Below are 22,339 nucleotides of genomic sequence, written 5' to 3' on the forward strand. Positions count from 1 at the left end.
TTGCGCAATCGATTGCTCCCAACGCTACAGTGAAATTGTCGGTGCCCCGGTGCGGGCGCCGCTGCCCGGGGCCGGCCGCAGCCTGTCCCGACGGGCACGGCACGGCCGTGCGACTTCAGGGGGTCCCAGTGCGAGAACGAGCTCCGGCGGCCAGCACCAACCGGTCGATGGTGACGCTGAAGACGGTGGCGGTGGCCGCCGGCGTGCACGTCTCCACGGTGTCGCGCGCCCTGCGCCGAGCGGCGCTGGACGGTGACTCGGCGAGCCCCCGCGACCGCGAGCTGCTCGAGCTGGCCCGCGAGATGGGCTACGTCCCCAACCCCAACGCCGCCAGCCTCACCACCCGCCGGTCGATGGCCTTCGGCGTGCTGGTGCCCCGGCTCACCGACACCGTGCTGGCTGCGGTCTACGACGCCGTGGAGGAGACCGCCAACCGGGCGGGCTACGCCACGTTCGTCTCCAACACCCGCGACGACCCCGCCGAGCAGCAGCGCCTGGTGGAGCTGCTGCTCGGCCGGGCGGTGGACGGGCTGATCATCGGTGACTCCCGGCTGGACAACGACAACATCGCCCGGCTGGTGGAGCGCGGCATCGACCTGGTGCTGGTCAGCCGTCGCTGTGCCGGCGCGCCGTCGGTGACCACCGACGACGTGGCCGGCGGCGAGCTGGCGGCCACCCACCTGCTCGAGCTGGGCCACCGCAGCATCGGCGTGGTCGCCGGACCACTGTGGGCCAGCACCGCGGCCGAGCGAGTCACCGGTTTCCGGGCCACGCTGGAGCGGGCCCGGGTGGCACTGCCCGCCGAGCACGTCCGCGAGGAGGGTTTCGACGTCGCTGCCGGACGGCGCGGCACCGAGGCGCTGCTGGACGGCCCCTGTCCGCCCACGGCGATCTTCGCCACCAACGACGACGCCGCCATCGGTGCGCTGGGGGTGCTGCGCGACCGCGGGCTTCGCCCCGGCCACGACGTGTCGGTGATCGGCTACAACGACATTCCCATCGCCGCCGAGCTGGCAGTGCCGCTGAGCACGGTGCGCGCCCCGCTGCAGGAGATGGGGGTGCGGGCGGCCGAGACGCTGCTGGCGCTGACTCACCGCCTGCCTGCGTCGTCGGTGGCGCTGAAGCCCCAGCTGGTCGCGCGCGCCACCACCGCACCGCTGGCGGTCTGAGCGCGGACTAAGGTTTCCCGCGCCGGAGCCGCAGCGTCGCGGGCCAGCCCGTCCCCACGACGTCGTCGGAAAGCAGCCGCTGCAGTGCCCTCTCTCCCTCCCCTGCCCGCGCTCACGCTCACCCGCCCGGCCTGGTTCACCCCGCGGGTGCTGCGCACCGAGGTGCTGGCCGGGCTGGTGGTGGCCCTGGCGCTGATCCCTGAGGCCATCTCCTTCTCCATCATCGCCGGGGTGGATCCGCGCGTCGGCCTGTTCGCCTCCTTCACGATGGCGGTGACCATCGCCATCGTGGGTGGTCGGCCGGCGATGATCTCCGCCGCCACCGGGGCGGTGGCCCTGGTGGTGGCTCCGCTGGCCCGTGAGCACGGGGTGGAGCACCTCTTCGCCGCGGTGATCGTCGGCGGGGTGCTGCAGGTGGTGCTCGCCGGCCTGGGCGTGGCTCGGCTGATGCGCTTCCTGCCGCGCAGCGTGATGGTGGGTTTCGTCAACGCGCTGGCCATCCTCATCTTCACCGCCCAGCTGCCCTACCTGCGCGACGTGCCGTGGACGGTGTACGCGCTGCTCGCGGTGGGCCTGGTGGTGATGGTGGGCCTGCCCCGGCTCACCCAGGCGGTGCCCGCGCCGCTGGTGGCCATCGTGGCGCTCACCGCGTTCACCGTGGCCGCGCACGTGGCGGTGCCCACCGTGGGCGACCAGGGCGAGCTGCCGGACAGCCTGCCCGTGCTCGGGGTGCCCGGCGTGCCGCTCACCCTGGAGACGCTGCAGGTGATCGCCCCGTACGCCCTGGCCATCGCCATGGTCGGGCTGCTGGAGTCGCTGATGACCGCCAAGCTGGTGGACGGCATCACCGACACCCACTCGAACAAGACCCGCGAGTCGTGGGGCCAGGGCGTGGCCAACATCGTCACCGGCTTCTTCGGCGGCATGGGCGGCTGCGCCATGATCGGGCAGACGATGATCAACGTGCGCAACGGCGCGCGCACCCGGTTGTCCACCTTCCTGGCCGGGGTGCTGCTGCTGGTGCTGGTGGTGGTCCTCGGCGACGTGGTGGCCCGGATCCCGATGGCCGCGCTGGTCGGCGTGATGGTGATGGTGTGCGTCGGCACCTTCGACTGGCACAGCATCCACCCGCGCACCCTGGTGCGGATGCCCCGCAGCGAGACGCTGGTGATGCTCTCCACCGTGGTGGTCACCGTGACGACCCACAACCTGGCCTACGGGGTGGGGGTCGGCGTGCTCGTGGCGATGGTGGCCTTCGCCCGCCGGGTGGCCCACCTGGTGGAGGTCGACCGCGAGCTCTCCCCCGACGGTGCCACCGTGCACTACCGGGTGCGCGGCAACCTGTTCTTCGCCTCCAGCAACGACGTGGTGTTCGCCTTCCGCTACGCCGACGACCCGGCGCAGGTGGTGATCGACCTGGCCCAGGCGCACGTCTGGGACGCCTCGACCGTCGCCTCGCTGGACGCCGTGACCGAGAAGTACCGCGCCCGGGGGGCGAGCGTGCGCATCATCGGCATGAACGTCGACAGCGAGCGGCGTCACCTGCGCCTGGCGGGGACACTGAACCAGTAAGGTGGTGATCGGTGTGCCGGGAAGTCTGGTCGGCGATTCTGCTGGCGACCCCTGACGGAGGCACGAACGTGACCACTGCACCCCCCAACAACACCCTCTTCAGCCGCGGCTCCTGGCCGGAGGCCAGCCGTGTCGCGCACCTGTTGCGGGGCGAGACACTGGGCGGGGCGCTGCTGCTGGTGGCCACCGTGGCGGCGCTGGTCTGGGCGAACACCCCGGCGTCCGGGGCCTACGAGACCCTCCGCGACTTCACCTTCGGCCCGCACGCGCTGCACCTGGACCTCAGCGTCGGCCAGTGGGCCGCTGACGGGCTGCTCGCCATCTTCTTCTTCGTGGCCGGGCTGGAGGTCAAGCGCGAGTTCGTCGCCGGTGACCTGCGTGACCCGCGCCGGGCGGCCCTGCCGGTGATGGCGGCGCTGGGCGGGATGGCCGTCCCGGCGCTGGTCTACCTGCTGGTGAACCTGAACACCGGCGACGGAGCCCTGCAGGGCTGGGCCATTCCCACCGCCACCGACATCGCGTTCGCGCTGGCCGTGCTCGCCGTCATCAGCACCCACCTGCCCATCGCGCTGCGCACCTTCCTGCTCACCCTGGCAGTGGTGGACGACCTGTTCGCCATCGCCATCATCGCCGTGTTCTTCACCAGCGGGCTGGCCATCACCCCCCTGCTGCTGGCTCTGCTGCCACTGGCCGCGTTCGGGTGGCTGGTGCAGCGCCGGGTGCGCACCTGGTGGCTGCTGGTCCCGCTGGCGCTGGCCACCTGGGCGCTGGTGCACGCCTCCGGGGTGCACGCCACGGTGGCCGGGGTGCTGCTCGCCTTCACCGTGCCGGTGGTGCGCAGCCAGGCCGCCGGTGGACCGGACGCCGGCCCCGGGCTGGCCGAGCACTTCGAGCACCGGCTGCGCCCCCTGTCCTCCGGGTTCGCGGTGCCGGTGTTCGCCTTCTTCGCCGCCGGGGTCACCGTGGGCGGGCTCAGCGGCTTCGGCGACGCGCTCACCGACAAGGTGGCTATCGGCATCGTGCTGGGCCTGGTGGTGGGCAAGACAGTGGGCGTGTTCGGCGCCACCTGGTTGGTGTCGCGGTTCACCAGGGCCGGTCTGGATCCGTCGCTGCGCTGGGTGGACGTCTTCGGCGTCTCGGTGCTGGCCGGCATCGGGTTCACCGTGTCGCTGCTCATCGGCGAGCTGGCGTTCGGGCTGGGCAGCCTGCGTGACGAGCACGTCAAGGTGGGGGTGCTCACCGGATCGGTGGTCGCCGCGCTGCTGGCTGCGGTGATCCTGCGGCTGCGCAACGCGCACTACCGGCGGGTGGCCAAGACCGAGGAGCTCGACCTCGACCGCGACGGCGTCCCGGACATCTACCAGCAGAGCGACTGATCCCGTGCGGGTCACCGTCTCGGCCACCGGTGCGGCCACCCCCGACGTGGTGTGGGACCGCTACGTGCGCCCGGCCCGGTGGCCGACGTGGTCGCCCTACATCCGCCGGGTGGACTGCACCGACGAGGTGCTGCAGGCCGGCACCACCGGGCAGGTGCACGGGCCCACGGGTCTGGTCGGCGACTTCCGGGTGCTCGTCGTGGAGCCGGCCGAGCGCACGTGGTCGTGGCGCGTGCGCATCCGGCACCTGAAGATGCAGCTGGACCTGCTGCACGACGTGCAGCAGGTCCCCGAGGGGGGTACGAGCAGCACGCTGCGCATCGACGGGCTGGTTCCCGTGGCACTGTCCTACGCTCCGATCGCGCAGTGGTCGCTCACCCAGCTGGTGCGGCCCTGACGCCCGAGCTGGGACGGGGGCTGCGGTGACCGGCAGCGGCACGATCGTGGTGGGCGTGGACGGATCGGCCGGCTCTGCGCACGCGCTGCGGTGGGCGGTGCGCCACGCTGGGCTGACCGGCGCGCAGGTGCGGGCAGTGGCTGCCTGGGAGCACCCCGCGGCCTACGGATGGGCGCCGGTGTACCCCCCGAACGATCCCGTGCCCGCGCTCACCGCGGCGATGCTGGACCGCACGGTGCGGGCCACGCTCGGCGAGCACGACGCCGCACGGGTGCAGCAGACCGCCACCGAGGGCCACGCCGCGCAGGTCCTGGTGGACGCCGCCGACGGCGCCGAGCTGCTGGTGGTGGGCACCCGAGGTCACCGCGGGCTGGCGGCTGCGCTGCTGGGGTCGGTGAGCCAGCAGTGCGTGCAGCACGCGCCCTGCCCCGTGGTCGTGGTGCCGGAACCGCGGCTGCACCGCTAGCGCGTTTCTCGGGTCGCGGCACCCCTGCAGGTGCGAGGATGTGAGGTCAGTGTCACCACGGGGGGCCGTCACGAGCTGTGGCGGAGTCGTGGCGGCGCACCGTCATTCCGGGGGGAACACGCGTGCACCCAGCTTCGTCGCCCAGCAGCACCCACGTCTGGTCGGTCCGCGAACGGGCCCAGCACCTCGGGGTGCTGGACGCGCTGGTGTTCCGGCGGCTCTCCGGCGCGGCCTGGGCGCACCTGGGCGGACTCGGCGGCGGCCGGGACTGGGTGGGCGTGGTGGACGCCGACACCGACGGCGAGCTCAGCATCGCCCACCTGCCTTCCCGCGTGCACGGCGTCCACCGCTTCCGCCACGCCCACCGCAGCCAGGTGCTGGGCTCCTACGCGGCCCGCTCCGGCGCGGTGGTGCGCACCAGCCCGGACGTGGTGGTGATCCTGGCGAGCCCCACCGGCGTGCTGGCCCCCGAGGCTGACGACCAGGCGCTCTGCGCGCTCGCCATGACGGTCAGCTCGGTGGTCGACGACATCACTCCCGCCAAGCGGCTGGCGGACGAGCTGGAGGTGCTGCACGCGGTCCGCGCGGTCACCACGGGTGCGCCGCAGGACCTCGCGGGAACTCTGCGCCACGTGCTCACGGTCGCCCTGGACGCGCTGGGCTGCGACGTCGGGGCGCTCTGCTACGCCAGCTCCGGGCCCACGGTGCTGAGCAGCTGGCCAGGCGTCGACCCAGCCGACCCGGCGGTGGCCCGAGCGGTGCTGCGGCTGCGCCAGCGGGCGGGCGCCACGACGCTGTGCGTGCAGGACACCACCGGCCACGACCTGCCCGGGGCGCTGTCGCTGGCGGCCGGGGTGCGCTCCCTGCTGGTGGTGCCGGTCCCGGACGAGGCCGGTGGCGTGCTGGTGGCCGCGCACACCGACGCCGACCCCCGGGGGTTCACCGCGCTGCGCCAGGAGCTGGCCCGGCAGGTGGCCGACGCGGCCGGGGTGGTGCTGCACACCGCCGCGCTGCGCGAGGAGCTGCGGGCCAGCGCCGCCGAGCACGCCTCGACGGCCCGGCGCGACCCGCTGACCCGGCTGGGCAACCGCCTGGCCTTCGACGAGGCGCTGGTCGCCGCGCAGCAGCAGGTGGACGACGGCCGCCACGTCACGGTGCTCACGGTGGACCTGGACGGGCTGAAGCAGGTGAACGACACCTATGGCCACGCCGCCGGGGACCAGCTGCTGCGCCGGTGCGCGGACGTGCTGCGCCAGCACTCCCGGGCCGAGGACGTGTGTGTGCGACTCGGTGGTGACGAGTTCGCGGTGCTGATGCCCCACGCCGGGGACATGGCCCAGCACCGGCTGGTCACGCTCTCCGAGCTGCTGGGCGGCGGGGACGCCGGGAGCGGTCGGGTGTCGGGCAGCGTGGGAATGGCCACGGCGGCCCCGGGCACCAGCGTGGCCGACGCCGTGCGCGAGGCCGACAGCGCGATGTACGCGGCCAAGCGAGCCCGCCGCGCGCGCAGCTGGACGTCGTCCTGACGGGCGGAAAAGGTCACGAAAATGGAGCCGGGAACACAGGTGTGCACTGCTGACAGAGTTGTCCCGAACCCGGGGTAACACCTAATGGCGCGCAGCCGGCCACCATTCTTGACGGCGGCCCCTAACCCGACGTTGCGCACATTTCGCGCCGGATTCTGCCGCCGGTGTGGTTACTCAAAGTAACCGCCCGGCCCTGCCGAGCACCCCGCGCTGACTGTGGGCCGACTAATCACACTTCGGCCCTCCCCGCTCGGTTCGAGGGCCCGCAGTCCCACTGAGTGGGACGGCAGAGCTGCTCGGGCGCAACCGATCCCGCCTGAGGGCCACCAACCTCACCCGGGGTTCACGCCGCCGTGCACCTGCGGTTCACCCCGGTTCCCCACCACCGAGCGCCACTCGGCGTGCCGCGCTCGCTGCGGAAGAAGACCCCAAGGTCAGGACGGGTGCATTGACACTGAGTGATGAATAGTTCAACTTATGCACACGCAGTGTGTAACGCTTACGCACGCTCCGTAGATATGTAGTCGATCGTTCAGTGCAGAGGGCGGATTCGCTGCTCCGGGGGCCTTGTTTCTCCGGTGGAGCGCAGCTGTGTCGGTACTGAGTTCCCTGAGCAGAAGTGGGTACCGATGTCAGACAACGCGCACGCCACCTCGGTGGTGGCCGACGCCCCTCGCCGGGCGCGGCGTCCCCGTTCCGTCCGCAGTGCCGTGGACCTGCTGGTCGAGGAGAACCTGCCGCTGGTGGGACACATCGTCCGCCAGATCGCGGTGCGGCTGCCCGACCACGTGGCCCGCGAGGACCTGATCTCCGCCGGGATGGCCGCCCTGGTGGCCAGTGCCCGCAGCTTCGACACCGGCCGCGGCATCCCCTTCACCGGGTTCGCGACCTTCCGCATCCGCGGTGCGGTGCTCGACGAGCTGCGCGGGATGGACTGGGCGAGCCGGTCGGTGCGCGGCAAGGCCCGCCGGCTGGAGACCGTCCGCGGTGAGCTCACCGCAGCGCTGGGCCGAGCGCCCCGTCCGGAAGAGCTCGCCAACGCCATGGGCGTCACCCTGGCCGAGATGGGCAGCAACGAGGCCGACGTGCAGCGGGCCAGCGTGCTCAGCCTGCAGGGCTTCGCCCCGGAGACCGGCGCGCTGCTGGTGCAGGACCGGGGCACCGGCCCCGAGCAGACGCTGCTCAACCGCGAGCAGCTCGGCCTGCTGCACGACGCCATCGACGTGCTGCCCGAGCGGCTGGCGCACGTGGTGCGCTCCTACTTCTTCGACCAGCGCCCGATGGCCGAGATCGCCGCCGAGCTGGGCGTGACGGCCTCGCGGGTGTCGCAGATCCGCGCCGAGGCGCTCACCATGTTGCGTGCTGGTCTGGCCGCCAACGAGCGCAGCAGCGCCACGGCCAAGCAGTCCACCCGCACCAAGGCCAAGGAGGCCGCCTACGCCGCTGCCGTCGCCTCACGCGGGACGCTGGCCACCCGGCTGCAGAAGTCCACGGTGCTCGGCGACATCATCGCCGAGACCTACCGCACCGCCGCCGCGGCGCCGCGCGGCTGCACCGCTTGAGCGCCGTGGTGCGGGACAGCGTGGCGGGGAAGGTCGCTCGATGACCCTGCTGAGTGACGTTCGGGGTCCGGAGAGCGTGGCGGTGGGTGTCGCCGACGAGTCGTGGCGAGGGCTGTTCCACCGCACCGCCATCCAGTCGATCAGCCTCCGGCCCGGTCAGCAGTGCCTGTCCACGCGCATCCACGGTGCCGACGGCCGGCTCTTCGGCGGCATCAGCGGTGTCCGCGACGGCACGGTCGTCGAGGCCGGGCTGGACCTGGTGTCCTCCCGGGCCACGCCGGCGGTGGTGGCCACGGTGCTGCGCCGCTCGCTGGAGAAGCTGGGTGCGCAGGGCGTGCGCGAGGTGGAGCTGCACCTGCCGCCGGCCTGCCACAGCGACAACGAGCCACTGGTGCAGTTCACCGTGCTCAACGAGGGATTCACCGTCCGCAGCTGCGAGCTCAACCAGCACCTGGACCTGAGCCACCTCCGGTCGCCGCGGCAGTGGGTGGACGAGCTCCGCCGTCCGGCCCGCTCCGCGCTGGACCGGCTGCACGCCAAGGACCTGCAGGTGCGCGAGGTGCGGGGCCGCGCGGAGTGGGAGGCTGGTCGCCAGCTGCTGCACGGCGGTGCGGACCTGGTGCTGTCCTGGGACGACCTGGCCGGTGCTCGTGCACCGCTGGCCCCGCACGTGCGCATGGTGTGCGTGTTCCGTCGGGGCGCCCCGATCGCCGCGGCGCTGGTCTACCGGGTGCGCCCGGCGGTGGAGCTGGTGGCCGCGTGGGGCGAGAGCGACCACCGCTTGGCGCACTCCCCGCTGGTGCTGCTCGCCGCCGAGCTGGTGGAGCAGGCGCTGCGCCAGGGAGTGCAGACCATCGACCTCGGGCAGGTGTCCGACGTCGCCGCTGTCGCGGGTGAGGCGGCGGAGCGCGGGCACGGCTCGGCCCAGCTGGCACGGAGCCTGTCCGCTCGCGAGCAGCCGCGGCTCACCGTCGCCACCACTCTCGCCGCCTAGCTGGCCGCGCTGACCGGGCGATGTGTCCATTGCGCGAGTCCTGCAGCAGCACAGCGAAAATTCCTGGTCAGGACTGCTCAACATCCTCGGAGCAGCGCCGATAGGTAAGGCATGTTGGTCCACGGATGGACCGGCAGGCCCGCTCGTCGGGTCACGTCTTGACTCTGTCCAGGAGGACACCCCATGAGTCTTCGCATCAACACCAACACCGCCGCGCTCAACGCCTACGGCAACCTGCAGGCCAACCAGGCCAAGCAGCAGAACGCCTTCGAGAAGCTCTCCAGCGGCCTGCGGATCAACCGGGCGGCGGACGACGCGGCCGGCCTGTCCATCAGCCAGGGCCTGACCAGCCAGATCAACGGCCTCACCCAGGCCACCCGCAACGCCCAGGACGGCATCAACGTCGCCCAGATCGCTGACGGCGCCCTGGCCACCGTGCAGACGATCCTGCAGCGCCAGCGCGACCTGACCGTCCAGGCTTCCAACGGTGGCTCCATGGACGACAACGCCCGTGACGCCATCTCCGCCGAGATCGGCAAGCTCAACAAGCAGCTGGACAACATCAACCAGACCACCGCCTTTGGTGGTAAGCAACTGTTCGACGACGCCACCAACACGTACGACGGCACCTTCCAGGTCGGCGCCAACGGCACCGCGAACGAGCGGATCACCCTAGCGCTGGGTTCCTTCGACGCCGAGACGCTCAAGACGGCCCCGGCGGCCGGCGGCACCACCGGCGGAATTGACGTGAGCTCGACCACGGCCGCACAGGGCTCCATCGAGATCATCGACGCCGCGATCAAGACGGTGTCGGCGGCCCGGTCCGACATCGGTGCCACGCAGAACCAGCTCAGCTACACCATGACCAACCTGCAGACCACCATCCAGAACGTGTCTGCCTCGCGGTCGAACATCACTGACGCCGACCTGGCCACCGAGGTCTCCAACATGAGCCAGGCTCAGATCCTCACCCAGGCCGCCACCTCGGTGCTGGCCCAGGCGAACTCGGCCCCGCAGGCCATCCTGAAGCTCCTGCAGTAAGTCGTACCAGCTCGAACCGCTTGACCCCAGGTAGCACGGGCGGGGCCCTGTCCGCAGGGCTCCGCCCGTGCTGCATCGGCACCACAAGGAGCGTGCGTGGCTACCTTCTCGTTCGACGGCCTGGCCTCGGGCATCGACACCAAGACGCTGGTCACCCAGCTGATGCAGGTGGCGGCCCAGCCCCAGGCGCAGCTCAAGACTCAGCTGAGCAGCACGCAGACGCTGGTCTCGGCCTACCAGTCGATCAACACTCGCATCACTGCCCTGCAGTCCGCCGCCGACGCGGTGAAGCTGGCGGGCACCTGGACCGCCGCCACTGCCAGCTCCTCCTCGCCCTCGGTGATCGCCACCAGCACCAGCGCCGCCCAGGCCGGCTCGGCCATGACCTTCAGCGTCACCCGACTGGCGGCCGCCCAGGTCAGCACCGTCGCTGTCGCCGGTGACGTGGTGGCCGACTTCGCCGCCGGCATCGACGTGACCATCGGCTCCGGCAGCACCGCCACCACCACCCACGTGGCCCTCACCGGCGGCAGCGCCAGCGACGTGGTGGCCGCGCTGAGCAAGGCCGGGCTCGGGGTGCGGGCCTCGGTGGTGAACGTGGACGACGCCACCGGCACCGGCACCACCCAGCGCCTGCAGCTCAGCTCCACCTCCACCGGCACCGCCGGCGCCTTCAGCATCAGCGGGCTCAGCACCGCACCCACCCAGATCGTGGCGGCGCAGAACGCGCAGCTGACGGTCGGCGACCCGGCCGCGGGCGGCTACTCGGTGTCCTCGTCCACCAACACCTTCACCGAGGCGCTGCCGGGGGTCACCTTCACGGTGGGGGCACTGGCCTCCGGGGTGACCGTGTCGGTGGCCAGCGACACCACGGCCATCACCAAGGCGATGCAGACCATGGTGGACGCCGCGAACGCTGCGCTCGGACAGGTGGGCATGTACACGGCCAAGGGCGGCAGCCTGCAGGGCAACACCCAGGTGGTGGCGCTGAGCCAGGACATCCTCTCCAGCATCAGCCGGGGCACCGGCACCGGCGGCAGCTTCCACAGCATCGGGGTGCAGCTCACCAACACCGGTGGCCTGGCCTTTGACGCCACCGTGTTCGCCGCGGCCTACGCCGCCGACCCCGCGAAGACGCAGGCCGTCGCCGGGCAGGCGCTGGGCTCAGCACTGTCGACCGTGGCCGAGCGGGCCAGCGCACCGGCGGTGGGCTCGCTGAGCCTGCTGATCACCTCCGGCAACGAGCGGATGACCAACCTGAACAAGCAGATCCAGAGCTGGGACACCCGCCTGGCCGACACCCAGACCGCGATGCAGAAGAAGTACGCGGCCATGGAGGCGGCGGTGAACAAGCTGAACTCGACGCAGGCCTGGCTGAGCTCCGCGCTCTCCTCGCTCGATGCCTCCAAGAAGTCCGACTAGCTCACTGCTCTCCCCCAGAACGCTCCGCCCGAGAACGAGGAGAACCTGTGTCCAGCGACTTGGCTCGAGCCCGCTACCTCGCCGACGCGGTCGCCACGGCGACGCCGGCCCGCCGCATCGTGCTGCTCTACGACCGGCTGTGGCTGGACGTCCAGCGCGGTGTCGAGGGCCTGGCCAGCGCTGATCCCGCCGCGGCCGGTGACCACGTCCAGCACGCCCAGCAGATCGTCGCCGAGCTGCTCGGCAGCCTGGACACCACGGCGTGGGAGGGCGCCGGCGAGCTCGCCTCGCTGTACACCTACCTGCTCCGCGAGCTGATGAACGCCATCGTCTCCCCCACCCCCGGAGCCCTGGACACCGCCGCGGGCATCATCACCGGCCTGCGGGACACCTGGAAGCAGGCCGAGGTCCAGCTGCAGACCGGTATCGCCCGCGCCGCGGCGGCCCCGGCCGCCCGACAGGCGGCGTGGGTTGGCTGAGCCTGCGGCGCAGCCCACCTGGGAAGAGGTCTTGGCCGCGCTGACGGCCGACAACGACGCCCTGGAGGCTGCGCTGCACTCCGGAGCCGAGCTGCCGGCGTCGGCCACCCAGCCCTGGCACCCCCCGCAGCTGCCGCCGCTGCCCCCGGAGCTGGCCCCGGCCGCCCGTGAGGTGCTCGCCCGCCAGGTGGCCCTGCAGGCCCGCCTCGCCCTCGACCTCGCCCAGCTCTCCCCGGCCACCCGCCGCCGCAGCGTGGCCACCGCCGCCCCGCAACCGACCCTGGTGGATCTGCGCGCGTAAACCCTTGCTGCTCAGGCAAAACTCGTAGTAACAACTGCTCAACTCAGCGTGATCTCGGCCGATGACAACCTCGAGCACGGATCGCTCACCCCGCTTGCCAAGGACTGGCGAGACTCGACAGGTGAGGTCCATCTCGTGCTGGATGACATTGCTTCGGTGACGATGCGCACGGCTCTGTCGAGCCTGTCCGCCCGCCAGCGCGTGAGCGCCGACAACATCGCGAACATCGAGACGCCCAACTACCGCGCGTCCCGAGTCTCGTTCGAGTCCAGCCTGCGTGACGCGGTCGCCTCCGGTGATCCCGCCCGAGCCACGGCGTCGGTGGAGGGCACCGGCGACACCCCGGGGGTGAACGGCAACAACGTCAACCTCGACGCCGAGACGATCATCGACCAGAAGACCCAGCTGCAGTACCAGCTGCTGGCCAGCGCGCTCTCCGGCAAGTACAGCCTCCTCAGCACCGTGATCAAGGGCTGAGCCGATGACCCTCTTCTCCGCCATCAACGCCTCCGGCACCGGGCTCACCACCTACCGCACCTGGATCGACGTGCTGGCCAACAACGTCGCCAACGTCAACACCGCGCGGCCCACCTCGGGCCCGGCCTTCCAGGCGTCCTACGTGGAGGCCCAGGAGATCGCCGGCGGACCCGACGGCATCGGCCAGGGCGTGGAGATCACCTCGCTGCCGCAGGGCAGCGCCGAGGGCATCCTCACCTACCAGCCCGACAACCCGCTGGCCGACGAGAACGGCTACGTCCGGCTGCCGGACATCGACATGGCTGAGCAGATGGGCAACCTGATCATGGCGCAGCGGGGCTTCCAGGCCAACGCCGCGGTGATCGACCGCGCCAAGGACACCTACCTGCAGGCCATCAACATCGGAAAGAACCGCTGACCATGACGATCCCCGCCATCGGCGCCCTCAGTGCCGCCCTGCCCGCCTTCGCGCCCTTCGCGCCGGTGAGCCCCGAGACCACCGCCCCCGCAGCCACCGGTGGCAGCGACTTCGCCGCCATGCTCAGCAAGGGCCTGGAGACGGTGCAGACCGCGCAGGACAAGGCCAGCGGGCTGGCCGTGCAGGCCGCCACCGGCGACCTGACCGACATCCACGACTACACGATCGCCTCCACCGAGGCGGGCCTGGTCACCGAGCTGGCCTCGGCGATCCGCACCAAGGGCATCGACGCGTTCAACCAGATCATGGGAATGCAGGCCTGACATCGTGAAGAACATCGTCGTCGACCGCGCGCAGCGGTTCTGGCAGGGCTTCCTGGCCTTCACCCCCGGCCAGAAGGTCGTCTCCGTGGCCGCCGTGCTGGCGCTCACCCTCGGTGGCTTCTTCTTCACCACCTGGGCCTCGGCGCCCACCTACGCCCCGCTGTTCACCAACCTCGCCCCGACCGACGCCAGCGCGATGATCGACAAGCTCAACGCCACCGGCACCCCCTACGAGCTGGCGGCCAACGGCACCTCGATCATGGTGCCGGAGAAGGACGTCTACGCCCTGCGGCTGACCATGAGCTCGGCCGGCCTGCCCACCTCGGGCAAGTCCGGCTACAGCCTGCTGGACAACGAGGGCATCACCACCTCGGAGTTCAAGCAGCAGGTGGACTACCAGCGGGCGCTGGAGGGCGAGATCGGCAACACCGTCCGCTCCATCGACGGCGTCGTCGACGCCACCGTGCACCTGGCGATCCCCAAGGACACCGTCTACGACGACGGCACCAAGAAGCCCACCGGCGCCGTGCTGCTGACCACCGCCCCCGGCACCAAGCTCACCTCCGGGCAGGTGCAGTCGGTGGTCAACCTGGTCTCCTCCAGCGTGCCCGGCCTCACCGCCGACCAGGTCAGCGTGTCCGACTCCACCGGCAAGGTGCTCAGCGCCCTCGGTGAGGACGACACCGCCGCCGGCTCCGACACCCGCAGCGAGGCCACCCGGCAGTACGAGAGCCGGCTGAACACCGCGGTGCAGCAGATGCTGGACCAGATGGTGGGCGCCGGGCACTCGGTGGTCACGGTGAACGCCGACCTGGACTTCGACAAGACCAACACCGTCTCCCAGACCTACGTCTACGACGCCGAGGTCCCCCCGCTGGCGGAGTCCTCCACCACCGAGACCTACAACGGCGGGGCCGGCGACAACGGGGTGCTGGGCGCGGCCGCCACCCCGCCGGTGGCCGGAGCCGACGGCGCCACCGACGGCAACGGTGGCTACACCAAGACCACCGGCACCAAGAACAACGCCGTGGGTCAGGTCACCGACACCCGCAACTCCGCCCCCGGGCAGGTCCGCAACCTCAACGTCGCCGTCCTGCTCGACCGCAACGCCCCCGCCGTGGACCAGGCTGCGCTGCAGCAGCTGGTGAGCTCGGCGGTGGGCCTGGACACCGAGCGCGGGGACACCCTGGCCGTGGCCAGCGCCCCGTTCGACACCACCGCGGCCGACGCCGCAGCCGACACCGCCGCTGCCGCGGCTGCCGCCACCGCGGCCAGCGAGAAGAGAGAACAGCTGATGTCCATGGCCAAGACCCTTGCGGTGGTGGTTCTCGTCGCGGTGCTGGTGGTCGCCACCCTCATCGCCAACCGCCGTCGTCGCAAGGCCGCGCTGCGCACCGAGCCGGCCTACGACCCGGACGAGTTCCTGTCCGCGCTCAACGACTCCCCCGACCTGCTCCCGCCGGCACCGCAGGACATCGTGCCGCCCTCGACGCAGGCCTCGACGCAGGCCGCTGCTCGGGCCCGTGAGCAGGGGGTGGCCGCCCTGGCCGGCAACGAGCCGCACGAGGTCGCCCGCCTGCTCCGCAGCTGGCTCAACGAGAAGGACAAGTGACGATGACTACTGCTCTCGCCGACCCGCAGCTGGCCACGGTCACCCCGATCGCGCCGGGCGTGCCGATGGGCAAGCGCGCCACCGACACCGCCCCCGACCCGCTGCTGGGCATGCCGGGCCGCCGCAAGGCCGCCATCCTCATGCTCCAGCTCGACCGGGAGACCTCGGCGAAGGTGATGGCGCAGCTGCGCGACACCGAGCTGGAGGAGCTCTCCGCCGAGCTCACCCGCGCCGGGGACGTCTCCCCGGACATCTCCCGCGCGGTGCTCGACGAGTTCGGCCTGATGATGGAGTCGGGCCGCGCCGTGGTGCAGGGCGGGGCCGACCAGGCCCGGGAGATGCTGGTGGCTGCGGTCGGCGAGCAGCGCGCGTCGGCCATCATGGACCGGCTGTCGGCCACCATGGTCGAGCAGCCGTTCAAGTTCCTGCACGACACCGACGCCCGCCAGGTGCTGAACTTCATCACCGACGAGCACCCGCAGACCACCGCCCTGGTGCTGGCCCACCTGCCGGCGCCGCTGGCCTCGCGCGTGCTGGCAGGCCTCGGCGCCGACCTGCAGGCCGACGTCGCCCACCGCATCGCCACCATGGACCGCACCTCTCCCGACGTGATCCGGCAGATCGAGGCGAGCCTGGAGCGACGGATGGTCACCCAGCTGGGTGCCCCCTCCGCCGACCAGTCCTCGGTGGGCGGGCTGCAGCCGCTGGTGGACATCATCAACCGGGCCGACCCGGGTACCGAGAAGCTGATCATGGAGGGCCTGGAGGCACGCGACCCCGAGCTCGCCGAGGAGATCCGCAGCCGGATGTTCATGTTCGAGGACCTGCTCACCCTGGAGGACCGGGCGGTGCAGCTGGTGTTGCGCCAGGTGGAGGCCAGCACCCTCGCCGTGGCGCTCAAGGGCATGCCGATCCCGGTGCACACCAAGGTGATGGCCAACATGTCCGAGCGCGCCGCGGAGACCCTGGCCGAGGAGATCGAGCTGCTCGGCCCGGTGCGCGTGGCCAGCGTGGAGGAGGCCCAGGCCGACGTGGTCCGGGTGATCCGCCAGCTGGAGGAGTCCGGCCAGATCGTCGTCCGTCGTGGCGGCGAGGACGAGTACGTTGCCTGACACCCTGGCCGCCCGGCCGGCGTTCGCGCTGGCCGGTCCCTCGGCCATCCCGGAGCGCCTCGTCGCCGACGCCCGCAGCGCCGCCGAGGCGGTGGGCTACGCCCGGGGCTGGGCCCAGGGACTGGCCGAGGCCCGCCGGGCCAGCGCCGACGCGCTGGCCGCCGCCCGGGCCGCGGAGGTCCGCCACGCCGCCGAGCGCAGCGACTCGCTCGCCTCGGCGGTGGCTGCGCTCGCCGCGGCGGCCGACCAGCTGGAGGCCGTCGCCGCCCCCGCCTGCACGCAGATCGAGGACACCGTGCTGGCCGTGGCGCTCGAGCTGGCCCAGGCGCTGCTCGGCCGTGCGCTGGCGCAGCCCGCCGTGTCCGGCCCGGCCGCGCTGGCCCGGGTGCTGGCCCTGGCGCCGGAGGGTGAGCCGGTGAGCGTGCGGCTGCACCCCCGCGACCACGCCCAGCTCAGCGGAGCCGGCGGTGCCGAGGTGCTCGCCGCGCTGGCGGGTGCGGCGGGCCGGGAGATCACCCTCACCGCCGACGCTGCCGTGGCGCCCGGTGACGCCCTCGCCCGCTGCGGCGCGACCTCCATCGACGCCCGGCTGTCCGCCGGGGTGGCCCGGCTGCAGGAGCACCTGGCCCGATGAGCACCCCGGTACCCACGCTGCTGCCCGAGCGCACCCGTCGCGGCCTGGACGAGCTGCTGGCCCTGGCCGGCCCCCGCCGCTACGGCTACGTCTGCCGGGTGGTCGGGCTGTCCGTCACCGTGGCTGGGCTCCCCGGCCGCATCGGCGACCTGCTGCGCATCGGCACCGGCGAGTCCGCCGTGCTGGCCGAGGTGGTGTCGGTGAGCGGCGCGGAGTGCACCTGCCTGCCGCTGGGCCCGATGGCCGGCATCGGCAACGGCGACCAGGTCTCGCACACCGGTGGCCCCCTGCAGGTGGCGGTGGGTGAGGAGCTGCGCGGCCGGGTGCTCGACGGTCTGGGTCGACCGCTGGACGGCTCCGCGCTGCCCGGCGGCATGGAGCGGGTGTCGGTGGAGATGGCGCCCCCGGCCGCCATGTCCCGCCGGCGGGTGGACCAGGCGCTGCCCGTGGGAGTGCGCGCCATCGACAGCCTCATCACCGTCGGGCGTGGCCAACGGGTGGGCATCTTCGCCGGCTCCGGGGTGGGCAAGTCCAGCCTGCTGTCCATGATCACCCGCGGCACCACCGCCGAGATCACCGTGGTGGCGCTCATCGGCGAGCGCGGCCGGGAGGTGCGGGAGTTCCTCGACGACGTCCTCGGCGCCGAGGGCCTGCGCAACGCGATCGTCGTCGTCGCCACCTCCGACCAGCCCCCGATGGTGCGGCTGCGCGCGGCGTTCGTGGCCACCCGCATCGCGGAGTGGTACCGCGACACCGGCGCCGACGTGCTGCTGATGATGGACTCCATCACCCGGCTGGCCACCGCCCAGCGAGAGATCGGCCTGTCCGTCGGCGAGCCCCCGGCCTCCCGCGGCTACCCGCCGTCGGTGTTCGCCCTGATGCCGCAGCTGCTGGAGCGCGCCGGCGGCGGCGAGCACGGCACCATCACCGGTCTGTACACCGTGCTGGTGGACGGCGACGACCACAACGAGCCGATCGCCGACACCGCCCGGTCCATCCTGGACGGACACATCGTGCTCGACCGCCGGCTGGCCACCGCCGGGCACTTCCCCAGCATCGACGTGCTCGAGTCGGTGTCGCGGGTGACCACGTCGGTCACCAGCCGGGAGCAGCAGGACCTCGCCCGCACCGCTCGCCAGCTGATGGCGGCCCAGCGCGACGTGAAGGAGCTGGTGGAGATCGGCGCCTACGTGGGCGGCACCAACCCCCGCGCCGACCGCGCCCTGCAGGTGTGGCCGCAGCTGGAGTCCTTCCTGCAACAGCGCATCGACGAACCTGCCGGCTACGACGCCGCGTGGTCGCAGCTGGCCGGCGTGCTGGCCAGCACCGGGGCCGCAGCGGCCGGAGACGCGGCATGAGCGGGCGCCGCTGGCTTGGCACCATGATCCGCGCCCGCCAGGCCGAGGAGGACGTGGCCGTGCAGAACCTCGCCGACGCCCGGCGCACCGCCACCCTCGCCGCCCAGCGCCTGGCTCGTGAGGCAGGCCGGGTGGACGCGCTGGCCCAGCCGGACAGCGAGTCGGTGCGGGCGTTCCACGCCTCTGCCGCCGCCCGACAGGCTGCGGCGGCGACGCTGTCGGCTGCCCGGCACCGGTTGCTCACCGCCCAGGACCGGGTGGGCTGCGCCGAGACCGAGCTGACCGCCGCGGCTCGCGCCCGGCGCACCGTGGAGAAGATGCACGAGCGGGACGCGGCTGCCAGCACCCGGGCCGCGCTCACCGCGGCCCAGCAGGAGCTGGACGAGATCGGCATCAGCCGGCACACCGCGCGCCAGGAGGCGACCCGATGACCGCCATCAGCGGCGTGTCCATGGTGCTGGCCCGCATCTCCCAGATCGAGTCGACCCTGAGCTCGCTCAGCGGCAGCCGATCCGCGAGCGCGAGGTCGGCCACCACCACGCTGGGCACCGCCGCGCTGGGCACCGCCGCAGCCGCGACCGCCAGCGGGCCCCGGGCCCAGTTCCTCGCCGCTCAGGTCCCCAGCGCGGCCCAGGGCACCAGCACCGCGGAGTCGTTCTCCGTGCAGCTGGCCAGCGCCGCGTCGGACACCAGCCGCAGCGGTGGTGGCGTCACCGGCGACGCCGTGGTGGCTGCGGCCAAGAAGTACCTGGGCGTGCCCTACGTGTGGGGCGGCACCAGCGCCACCGGGCTGGACTGCTCCGGGCTGGTGCAGCGCGCCTACGGCGACCTGGGTGTCACCCTGCCGCGGGTGGCGGCCGACCAGGCCAAGTCCGGCACCGCGGTGGCGAGCCTGGCCCAGGCCAAGCCGGGCGACCTGCTCGCCTTCGGCCAGCCGGTGGACCACATCGCCATCTACGTGGGCAACAACCAGATGATCGCCGCCCCCCAGCCCGGGGAGAACGTGAAGATCCAGTCGGTCTACACCACCCCGGTGGCCATCCGCCGGGTCGTCACCGACGCACCGGCGGTGCAGAGCGTGGCCGCCGCAGCGGTGACCACCACCTCCGCAGCAACGTCCGGGGTGGCCCGGTACGCCACGCTGTTCAGCCAGGCCGAGGCCCGGCACGGCCTGCCCAGCGGACTGCTGGCCGCGGTGGCCCAGACCGAGTCGGGTGGCAACGCCGCCGCGCTGAGCCCCGCGGGGGCCTCCGGGCTGATGCAGATCATGCCGGCCACCGCCCGCGGCCTGGGTGTGGATCCGCTGGTTCCCGCCCAAGCGGTGGACGGCGCGGCCCGGCTGCTGTCGGGCTACCTGCGGGACTACCAGGGCTCCATCCCGCTGTCGCTGGCCGCGTACAACGCCGGCCCCGGCGCGGTGAAGCAGTACGGCGGGGTGCCGCCCTACCGGGAGACGCAGAACTACGTCGCCAAGATCACCGGGCTGATGGGCAGGTCCGTCTGATGGCCATCACCCTCGCCGGCGCACCCTCCACCCGGTCTGGGGCAGCGACGCCCGCCGCGCCCACCCCTGACCCGACCTCGGGCGACGCCTTCGCCGCGCTGCTCGGCGCCGTGCCGCTGGGCGGACCTCCGCCCGGCACCCTCACCGTTGCGATGTCCGGCGGTGTTCCGGCATCGACGGGCCACGAGGCTCTCTCGGTGCTCGGCAGCCTCCTGGCCGAGCTGGGTGACCAGGACGCCACGACCACAGTGGACGGTGGGGCGGCGCTCCCCGCGCTGATACCGGATGCTGGCCTGGCGGGGGGTGCTGGCCTGGCGGGTGCGCTCACCGCCAGCGCCGTGCTGCCCCTGCTCCTGCCCCTGCCGGCGCTGGTTCCGTTCGTCGCGCAGGCTCCGGCCACCGCCGCGGCGGGCACCCCCGTGCCGGCCACCGCAGTCGCGGTCGCCCCCGCCCAGCCGGACGGTCACGCACCCGCAGCGGCGCCGCAGCACCCGGCCAGCCCCGCGATTGCTGCCCCGACCACTGGCGTCGCGCTTCCGACCGGGTTCACCCCCGTGACCGAGGCCGAGTCTGCGCTGCTCACCGCTGCCCTGTTGCCGGCCGGTTCCCTCCTGCCGACCGACCCGGCAGTGCCGGTGTCGCCCGCCCAGGCCGGCATGGTCCCCGCACCCGACGCCGCCCTGCCCGCCGCCGGTGCGCCGCAGGTGGTCGCCCCCCTGCCCGCACCGGTGCCGACCCCGCCGACCACGCCCGTGGTGAGCGCGCCGCCCGCCGTACCCCCGGAGCCGGTGCACCACCAGGTGGCCACCGCCCTGCTCGGGGTTCACAGCCGCGGGGAGGGCAGCCACCAGCTGGAGCTCGCCCTGCACCCCGCCGAGCTGGGCCAGGTGAACGTGCACGTCCGGATGGTGGACGGCGCCCTCACCGTCGCGCTGGCCAGCGGAAGCGACGCCACGCTGGACGCCCTGCGCGCCGCGCTGCCCGAGCTGCGCCAGGAGCTGCGCGCTGCCGGGCTGGCGCAGGTGACGCTGAGCCTCGACCTCACCGACCCCGGCACCGCCCACCACCAGGAGCGGGCGGAGCAGCACGCCTCCCGCCCGGCTGACCGCCGGCCCGGGCCGCCGGCAGCCGCAGCCGCCCCCGAGCCGGACACGCCGGTGCTCCGCAGCTCCACCACCGCCCTGGACCGACTGCTGTGACCCCCACACCCCGAGCGACCACCCCCGAGCAGGAGACCCGATGACCGCGCCCCTCTCCGCCACCCCGCCGGCCACCACGCCGATGACGGCCCCGCCGTCCACCACCGGCGCCACCTCCACCTCCGCTGCCACCGCCACGGACAAGACGCAGCTGAGCAACCAGGCGTTCATGCAGCTGCTGGTGGCTCAGCTGAAGTACCAGGACCCCAGCAAGCCGATGGACACCGCCGCGTTCATGAACCAGACGGCCACCCTCACCCAGGTGCAGGCCATGGAGAAGAGCACGCAGGCCAACACCGACATGCTGGCCGCCCAGCGGGCCCAGACCGCCAGCACGCTGGTGGGCCGCACCGTGTCCTACACCGCCCTCGACGGCTCGGTGGCCACCGGCTACGTCTCCGCGGCCACCATCTCCACCCCTACCCCCACCCTGCGCATCGGCGGCAGCGACGTCGAGCTGGCCAGCGTCCAGCAGGTTCTCGACACCGCAGCCCCCACGCCGTAGCTCGGCACCACCACCCAGCTCGAACCCCACCCTCAGGAGCCCCCATGATCCGCTCACTGTTCACCGGCATCTCCGGGCTCCGTGCCCACCAGCAGATGCTCGACGTCACGTCGAACAACATCGCCAACGTCAACACCACCGGCTTCAAGAGCTCGTCCACGGTGTTCGAGGACACCCTGAGCCAGACCGTCGCCGGGGCCGGTGCACCCGGCGCCGCCACCGGCGGCACCAACGCCAAGCAGGTGGGCCTGGGCGTGCAGCTCGCCGCCACCCAGACCAGCTTCACCGAGGGGTCCAACCAGTTCACCGGCCGCACCAGCGACCTGCGCATCAACGGTGACGGCTTCTTCGTGCTCACCAAGGGCGGCCAGGAGACCTACAGCCGCGCCGGGTCGTTCTCCCCCGACGCCGAGGGCAACCTGGTCAGCCCGGACGGTGCGGTGCTGCAGAGCACCACGGGCGGGCCGATCAACATCAACGGCGGTTACACCTCCTGGAGCATCTCCCCCGCCGGTGTGGTCAACGCGGTGGACGCCACCGGCGCCACCGTGCCGATCGCCACCATCGCGCTGGCCACGTTCGCCAACCCGGCGGGCCTGGTCAAGGTGGGCGAGACCCAGTTCCAGACCAGCATCAACTCCGGTGCGCCGCAGATCGGCAACCCCGGCGAGGGCGGGCGCGGCAGCATGACCTCGGGGTACCTGGAGATGTCCAACGTGGACCTGGCCAGCGAGCTGACCAACCTGATCATCTCCCAGCGCGGGTTCCAGGCGAACTCCCGCGTCATCACCACCTCCGACGAGGTGCTGCAGAGCCTCATCAACATCAAGTAGCGCCCCGCCTCCGCACCCTGGGCGCCCGCGCTGGTGATCCGTCCACCAGCGCGGGCGCA

General features: G+C 72.5%; 24 protein-coding genes. All 24 read left to right on the plus strand.

Going from position 1 to position 22,339, the window contains the following annotated elements; all coding sequences use genetic code 11:
• Window positions 1-167 precede the first annotated feature (167 nt).
• Entirely contained in the window at window positions 168-1,169 is a 1,002-nt protein-coding gene (locus ELX43_RS08550) for a LacI family DNA-binding transcriptional regulator (RefSeq protein WP_127783009.1), read from the plus strand.
• Between the two features lie 84 nt (window positions 1,170-1,253).
• On the plus strand, window positions 1,254-2,741 hold the full coding sequence (locus tag ELX43_RS08555; RefSeq protein WP_206518149.1) for a SulP family inorganic anion transporter: 1,488 nt from the start codon (window positions 1,254-1,256) through the stop codon (window positions 2,739-2,741).
• A 68-nt stretch (window positions 2,742-2,809) separates the two neighbouring features.
• On the plus strand, window positions 2,810-4,117 hold the full coding sequence (nhaA, locus tag ELX43_RS08560; protein ID WP_127783010.1) for a Na+/H+ antiporter NhaA: 1,308 nt from the start codon (window positions 2,810-2,812) through the stop codon (window positions 4,115-4,117).
• Window positions 4,118-4,121: 4 nt separating this feature from the next.
• Entirely contained in the window at window positions 4,122-4,514 is a 393-nt protein-coding gene (locus ELX43_RS08565) for an SRPBCC family protein (protein ID WP_127783011.1), read from the plus strand.
• A gap of 25 nt (window positions 4,515-4,539) precedes the next feature.
• Window positions 4,540-4,980 (plus strand): universal stress protein, encoded by a 441-nt coding sequence (locus tag ELX43_RS08570; RefSeq protein ID WP_241249835.1) that lies wholly within the window; start codon window positions 4,540-4,542, stop codon window positions 4,978-4,980.
• 122 nt (window positions 4,981-5,102) lie between these two features.
• On the plus strand, window positions 5,103-6,506 hold the full coding sequence (locus ELX43_RS08575; RefSeq protein ID WP_127783012.1) for a sensor domain-containing diguanylate cyclase: 1,404 nt from the start codon (window positions 5,103-5,105) through the stop codon (window positions 6,504-6,506).
• Window positions 6,507-7,135: 629 nt separating this feature from the next.
• Window positions 7,136-8,068, plus strand: coding sequence for a sigma-70 family RNA polymerase sigma factor (locus ELX43_RS08580; protein WP_127783013.1), 933 nt, complete (start codon window positions 7,136-7,138; stop codon window positions 8,066-8,068).
• Between the two features lie 40 nt (window positions 8,069-8,108).
• Window positions 8,109-9,062 (plus strand): GNAT family N-acetyltransferase, encoded by a 954-nt coding sequence (locus tag ELX43_RS08585; RefSeq protein ID WP_127783014.1) that lies wholly within the window; start codon window positions 8,109-8,111, stop codon window positions 9,060-9,062.
• A 183-nt stretch (window positions 9,063-9,245) separates the two neighbouring features.
• The gene (locus ELX43_RS08590; RefSeq protein ID WP_127783015.1) at window positions 9,246-10,103 is read left to right on the plus strand and encodes a flagellin; all 858 of its coding nucleotides are present in this window, start codon (window positions 9,246-9,248) and stop codon (window positions 10,101-10,103) included.
• A 96-nt stretch (window positions 10,104-10,199) separates the two neighbouring features.
• Window positions 10,200-11,525, plus strand: coding sequence for a flagellar filament capping protein FliD (fliD, locus tag ELX43_RS08595; RefSeq protein ID WP_127783016.1), 1,326 nt, complete (start codon window positions 10,200-10,202; stop codon window positions 11,523-11,525).
• 47 nt (window positions 11,526-11,572) lie between these two features.
• Entirely contained in the window at window positions 11,573-12,004 is a 432-nt protein-coding gene (locus ELX43_RS08600) for a flagellar export chaperone FliS (RefSeq protein ID WP_164860621.1), read from the plus strand.
• Between the two features lie 31 nt (window positions 12,005-12,035).
• Window positions 12,036-12,305, plus strand: a complete 270-nt coding sequence (locus ELX43_RS08605) for a hypothetical protein (protein WP_127783018.1) — start codon at window positions 12,036-12,038, stop codon at window positions 12,303-12,305.
• Between the two features lie 162 nt (window positions 12,306-12,467).
• Window positions 12,468-12,782, plus strand: a complete 315-nt coding sequence (locus ELX43_RS08610; RefSeq protein WP_127784773.1) for a flagellar basal body protein — start codon at window positions 12,468-12,470, stop codon at window positions 12,780-12,782.
• Between the two features lie 4 nt (window positions 12,783-12,786).
• Window positions 12,787-13,200: a flagellar basal body rod C-terminal domain-containing protein gene (locus ELX43_RS08615; RefSeq protein WP_127783019.1), complete on the plus strand. Its 414-nt coding sequence runs from the start codon at window positions 12,787-12,789 to the stop codon at window positions 13,198-13,200.
• Between the two features lie 2 nt (window positions 13,201-13,202).
• Window positions 13,203-13,523, plus strand: coding sequence for a flagellar hook-basal body complex protein FliE (locus tag ELX43_RS08620; protein ID WP_127783020.1), 321 nt, complete (start codon window positions 13,203-13,205; stop codon window positions 13,521-13,523).
• 4 nt (window positions 13,524-13,527) lie between these two features.
• On the plus strand, window positions 13,528-15,135 hold the full coding sequence (gene fliF / locus ELX43_RS08625; RefSeq protein WP_164860622.1) for a flagellar basal-body MS-ring/collar protein FliF: 1,608 nt from the start codon (window positions 13,528-13,530) through the stop codon (window positions 15,133-15,135).
• 2 nt (window positions 15,136-15,137) lie between these two features.
• Window positions 15,138-16,247 carry a flagellar motor switch protein FliG gene (fliG, locus tag ELX43_RS08630; protein WP_206518151.1) on the plus strand — a complete coding sequence of 370 codons (1,110 nt, stop codon included), beginning with the start codon at window positions 15,138-15,140 and terminating at the stop codon, window positions 16,245-16,247.
• Complete coding sequence (locus ELX43_RS08635; RefSeq protein ID WP_127783022.1) at window positions 16,240-16,881, plus strand: FliH/SctL family protein; 642 nt, start codon at window positions 16,240-16,242, stop codon at window positions 16,879-16,881. The genes fliG and ELX43_RS08635 overlap by 8 nt, the downstream gene beginning before the upstream one ends.
• Window positions 16,878-18,239 (plus strand): FliI/YscN family ATPase, encoded by a 1,362-nt coding sequence (locus ELX43_RS08640; RefSeq protein WP_127783023.1) that lies wholly within the window; start codon window positions 16,878-16,880, stop codon window positions 18,237-18,239. Before ELX43_RS08635 ends, ELX43_RS08640 begins: the two co-directional genes overlap by 4 nt.
• Window positions 18,236-18,670: a flagellar FliJ family protein gene (locus ELX43_RS08645; protein WP_127783024.1), complete on the plus strand. Its 435-nt coding sequence runs from the start codon at window positions 18,236-18,238 to the stop codon at window positions 18,668-18,670. The genes ELX43_RS08640 and ELX43_RS08645 overlap by 4 nt, the downstream gene beginning before the upstream one ends.
• Window positions 18,667-19,743 carry an NlpC/P60 family protein gene (locus ELX43_RS08650; RefSeq protein ID WP_206518152.1) on the plus strand — a complete coding sequence of 359 codons (1,077 nt, stop codon included), beginning with the start codon at window positions 18,667-18,669 and terminating at the stop codon, window positions 19,741-19,743. Before ELX43_RS08645 ends, ELX43_RS08650 begins: the two co-directional genes overlap by 4 nt.
• On the plus strand, window positions 19,743-20,942 hold the full coding sequence (locus tag ELX43_RS08655; protein ID WP_127783025.1) for a flagellar hook-length control protein FliK: 1,200 nt from the start codon (window positions 19,743-19,745) through the stop codon (window positions 20,940-20,942). Before ELX43_RS08650 ends, ELX43_RS08655 begins: the two co-directional genes overlap by 1 nt.
• Before the next feature lie 40 nt (window positions 20,943-20,982).
• On the plus strand, window positions 20,983-21,447 hold the full coding sequence (locus tag ELX43_RS18220; protein ID WP_206518153.1) for a flagellar hook capping FlgD N-terminal domain-containing protein: 465 nt from the start codon (window positions 20,983-20,985) through the stop codon (window positions 21,445-21,447).
• Window positions 21,448-21,491: 44 nt separating this feature from the next.
• Entirely contained in the window at window positions 21,492-22,280 is a 789-nt protein-coding gene (locus ELX43_RS18015) for a flagellar hook-basal body complex protein (protein ID WP_127783026.1), read from the plus strand.
• Window positions 22,281-22,339 lie beyond the last annotated feature (59 nt).

It is taken from the genome of Rhodococcus sp. X156, from assembly GCF_004006015.1.
Classification (GTDB): domain Bacteria; phylum Actinomycetota; class Actinomycetes; order Mycobacteriales; family Mycobacteriaceae; genus X156.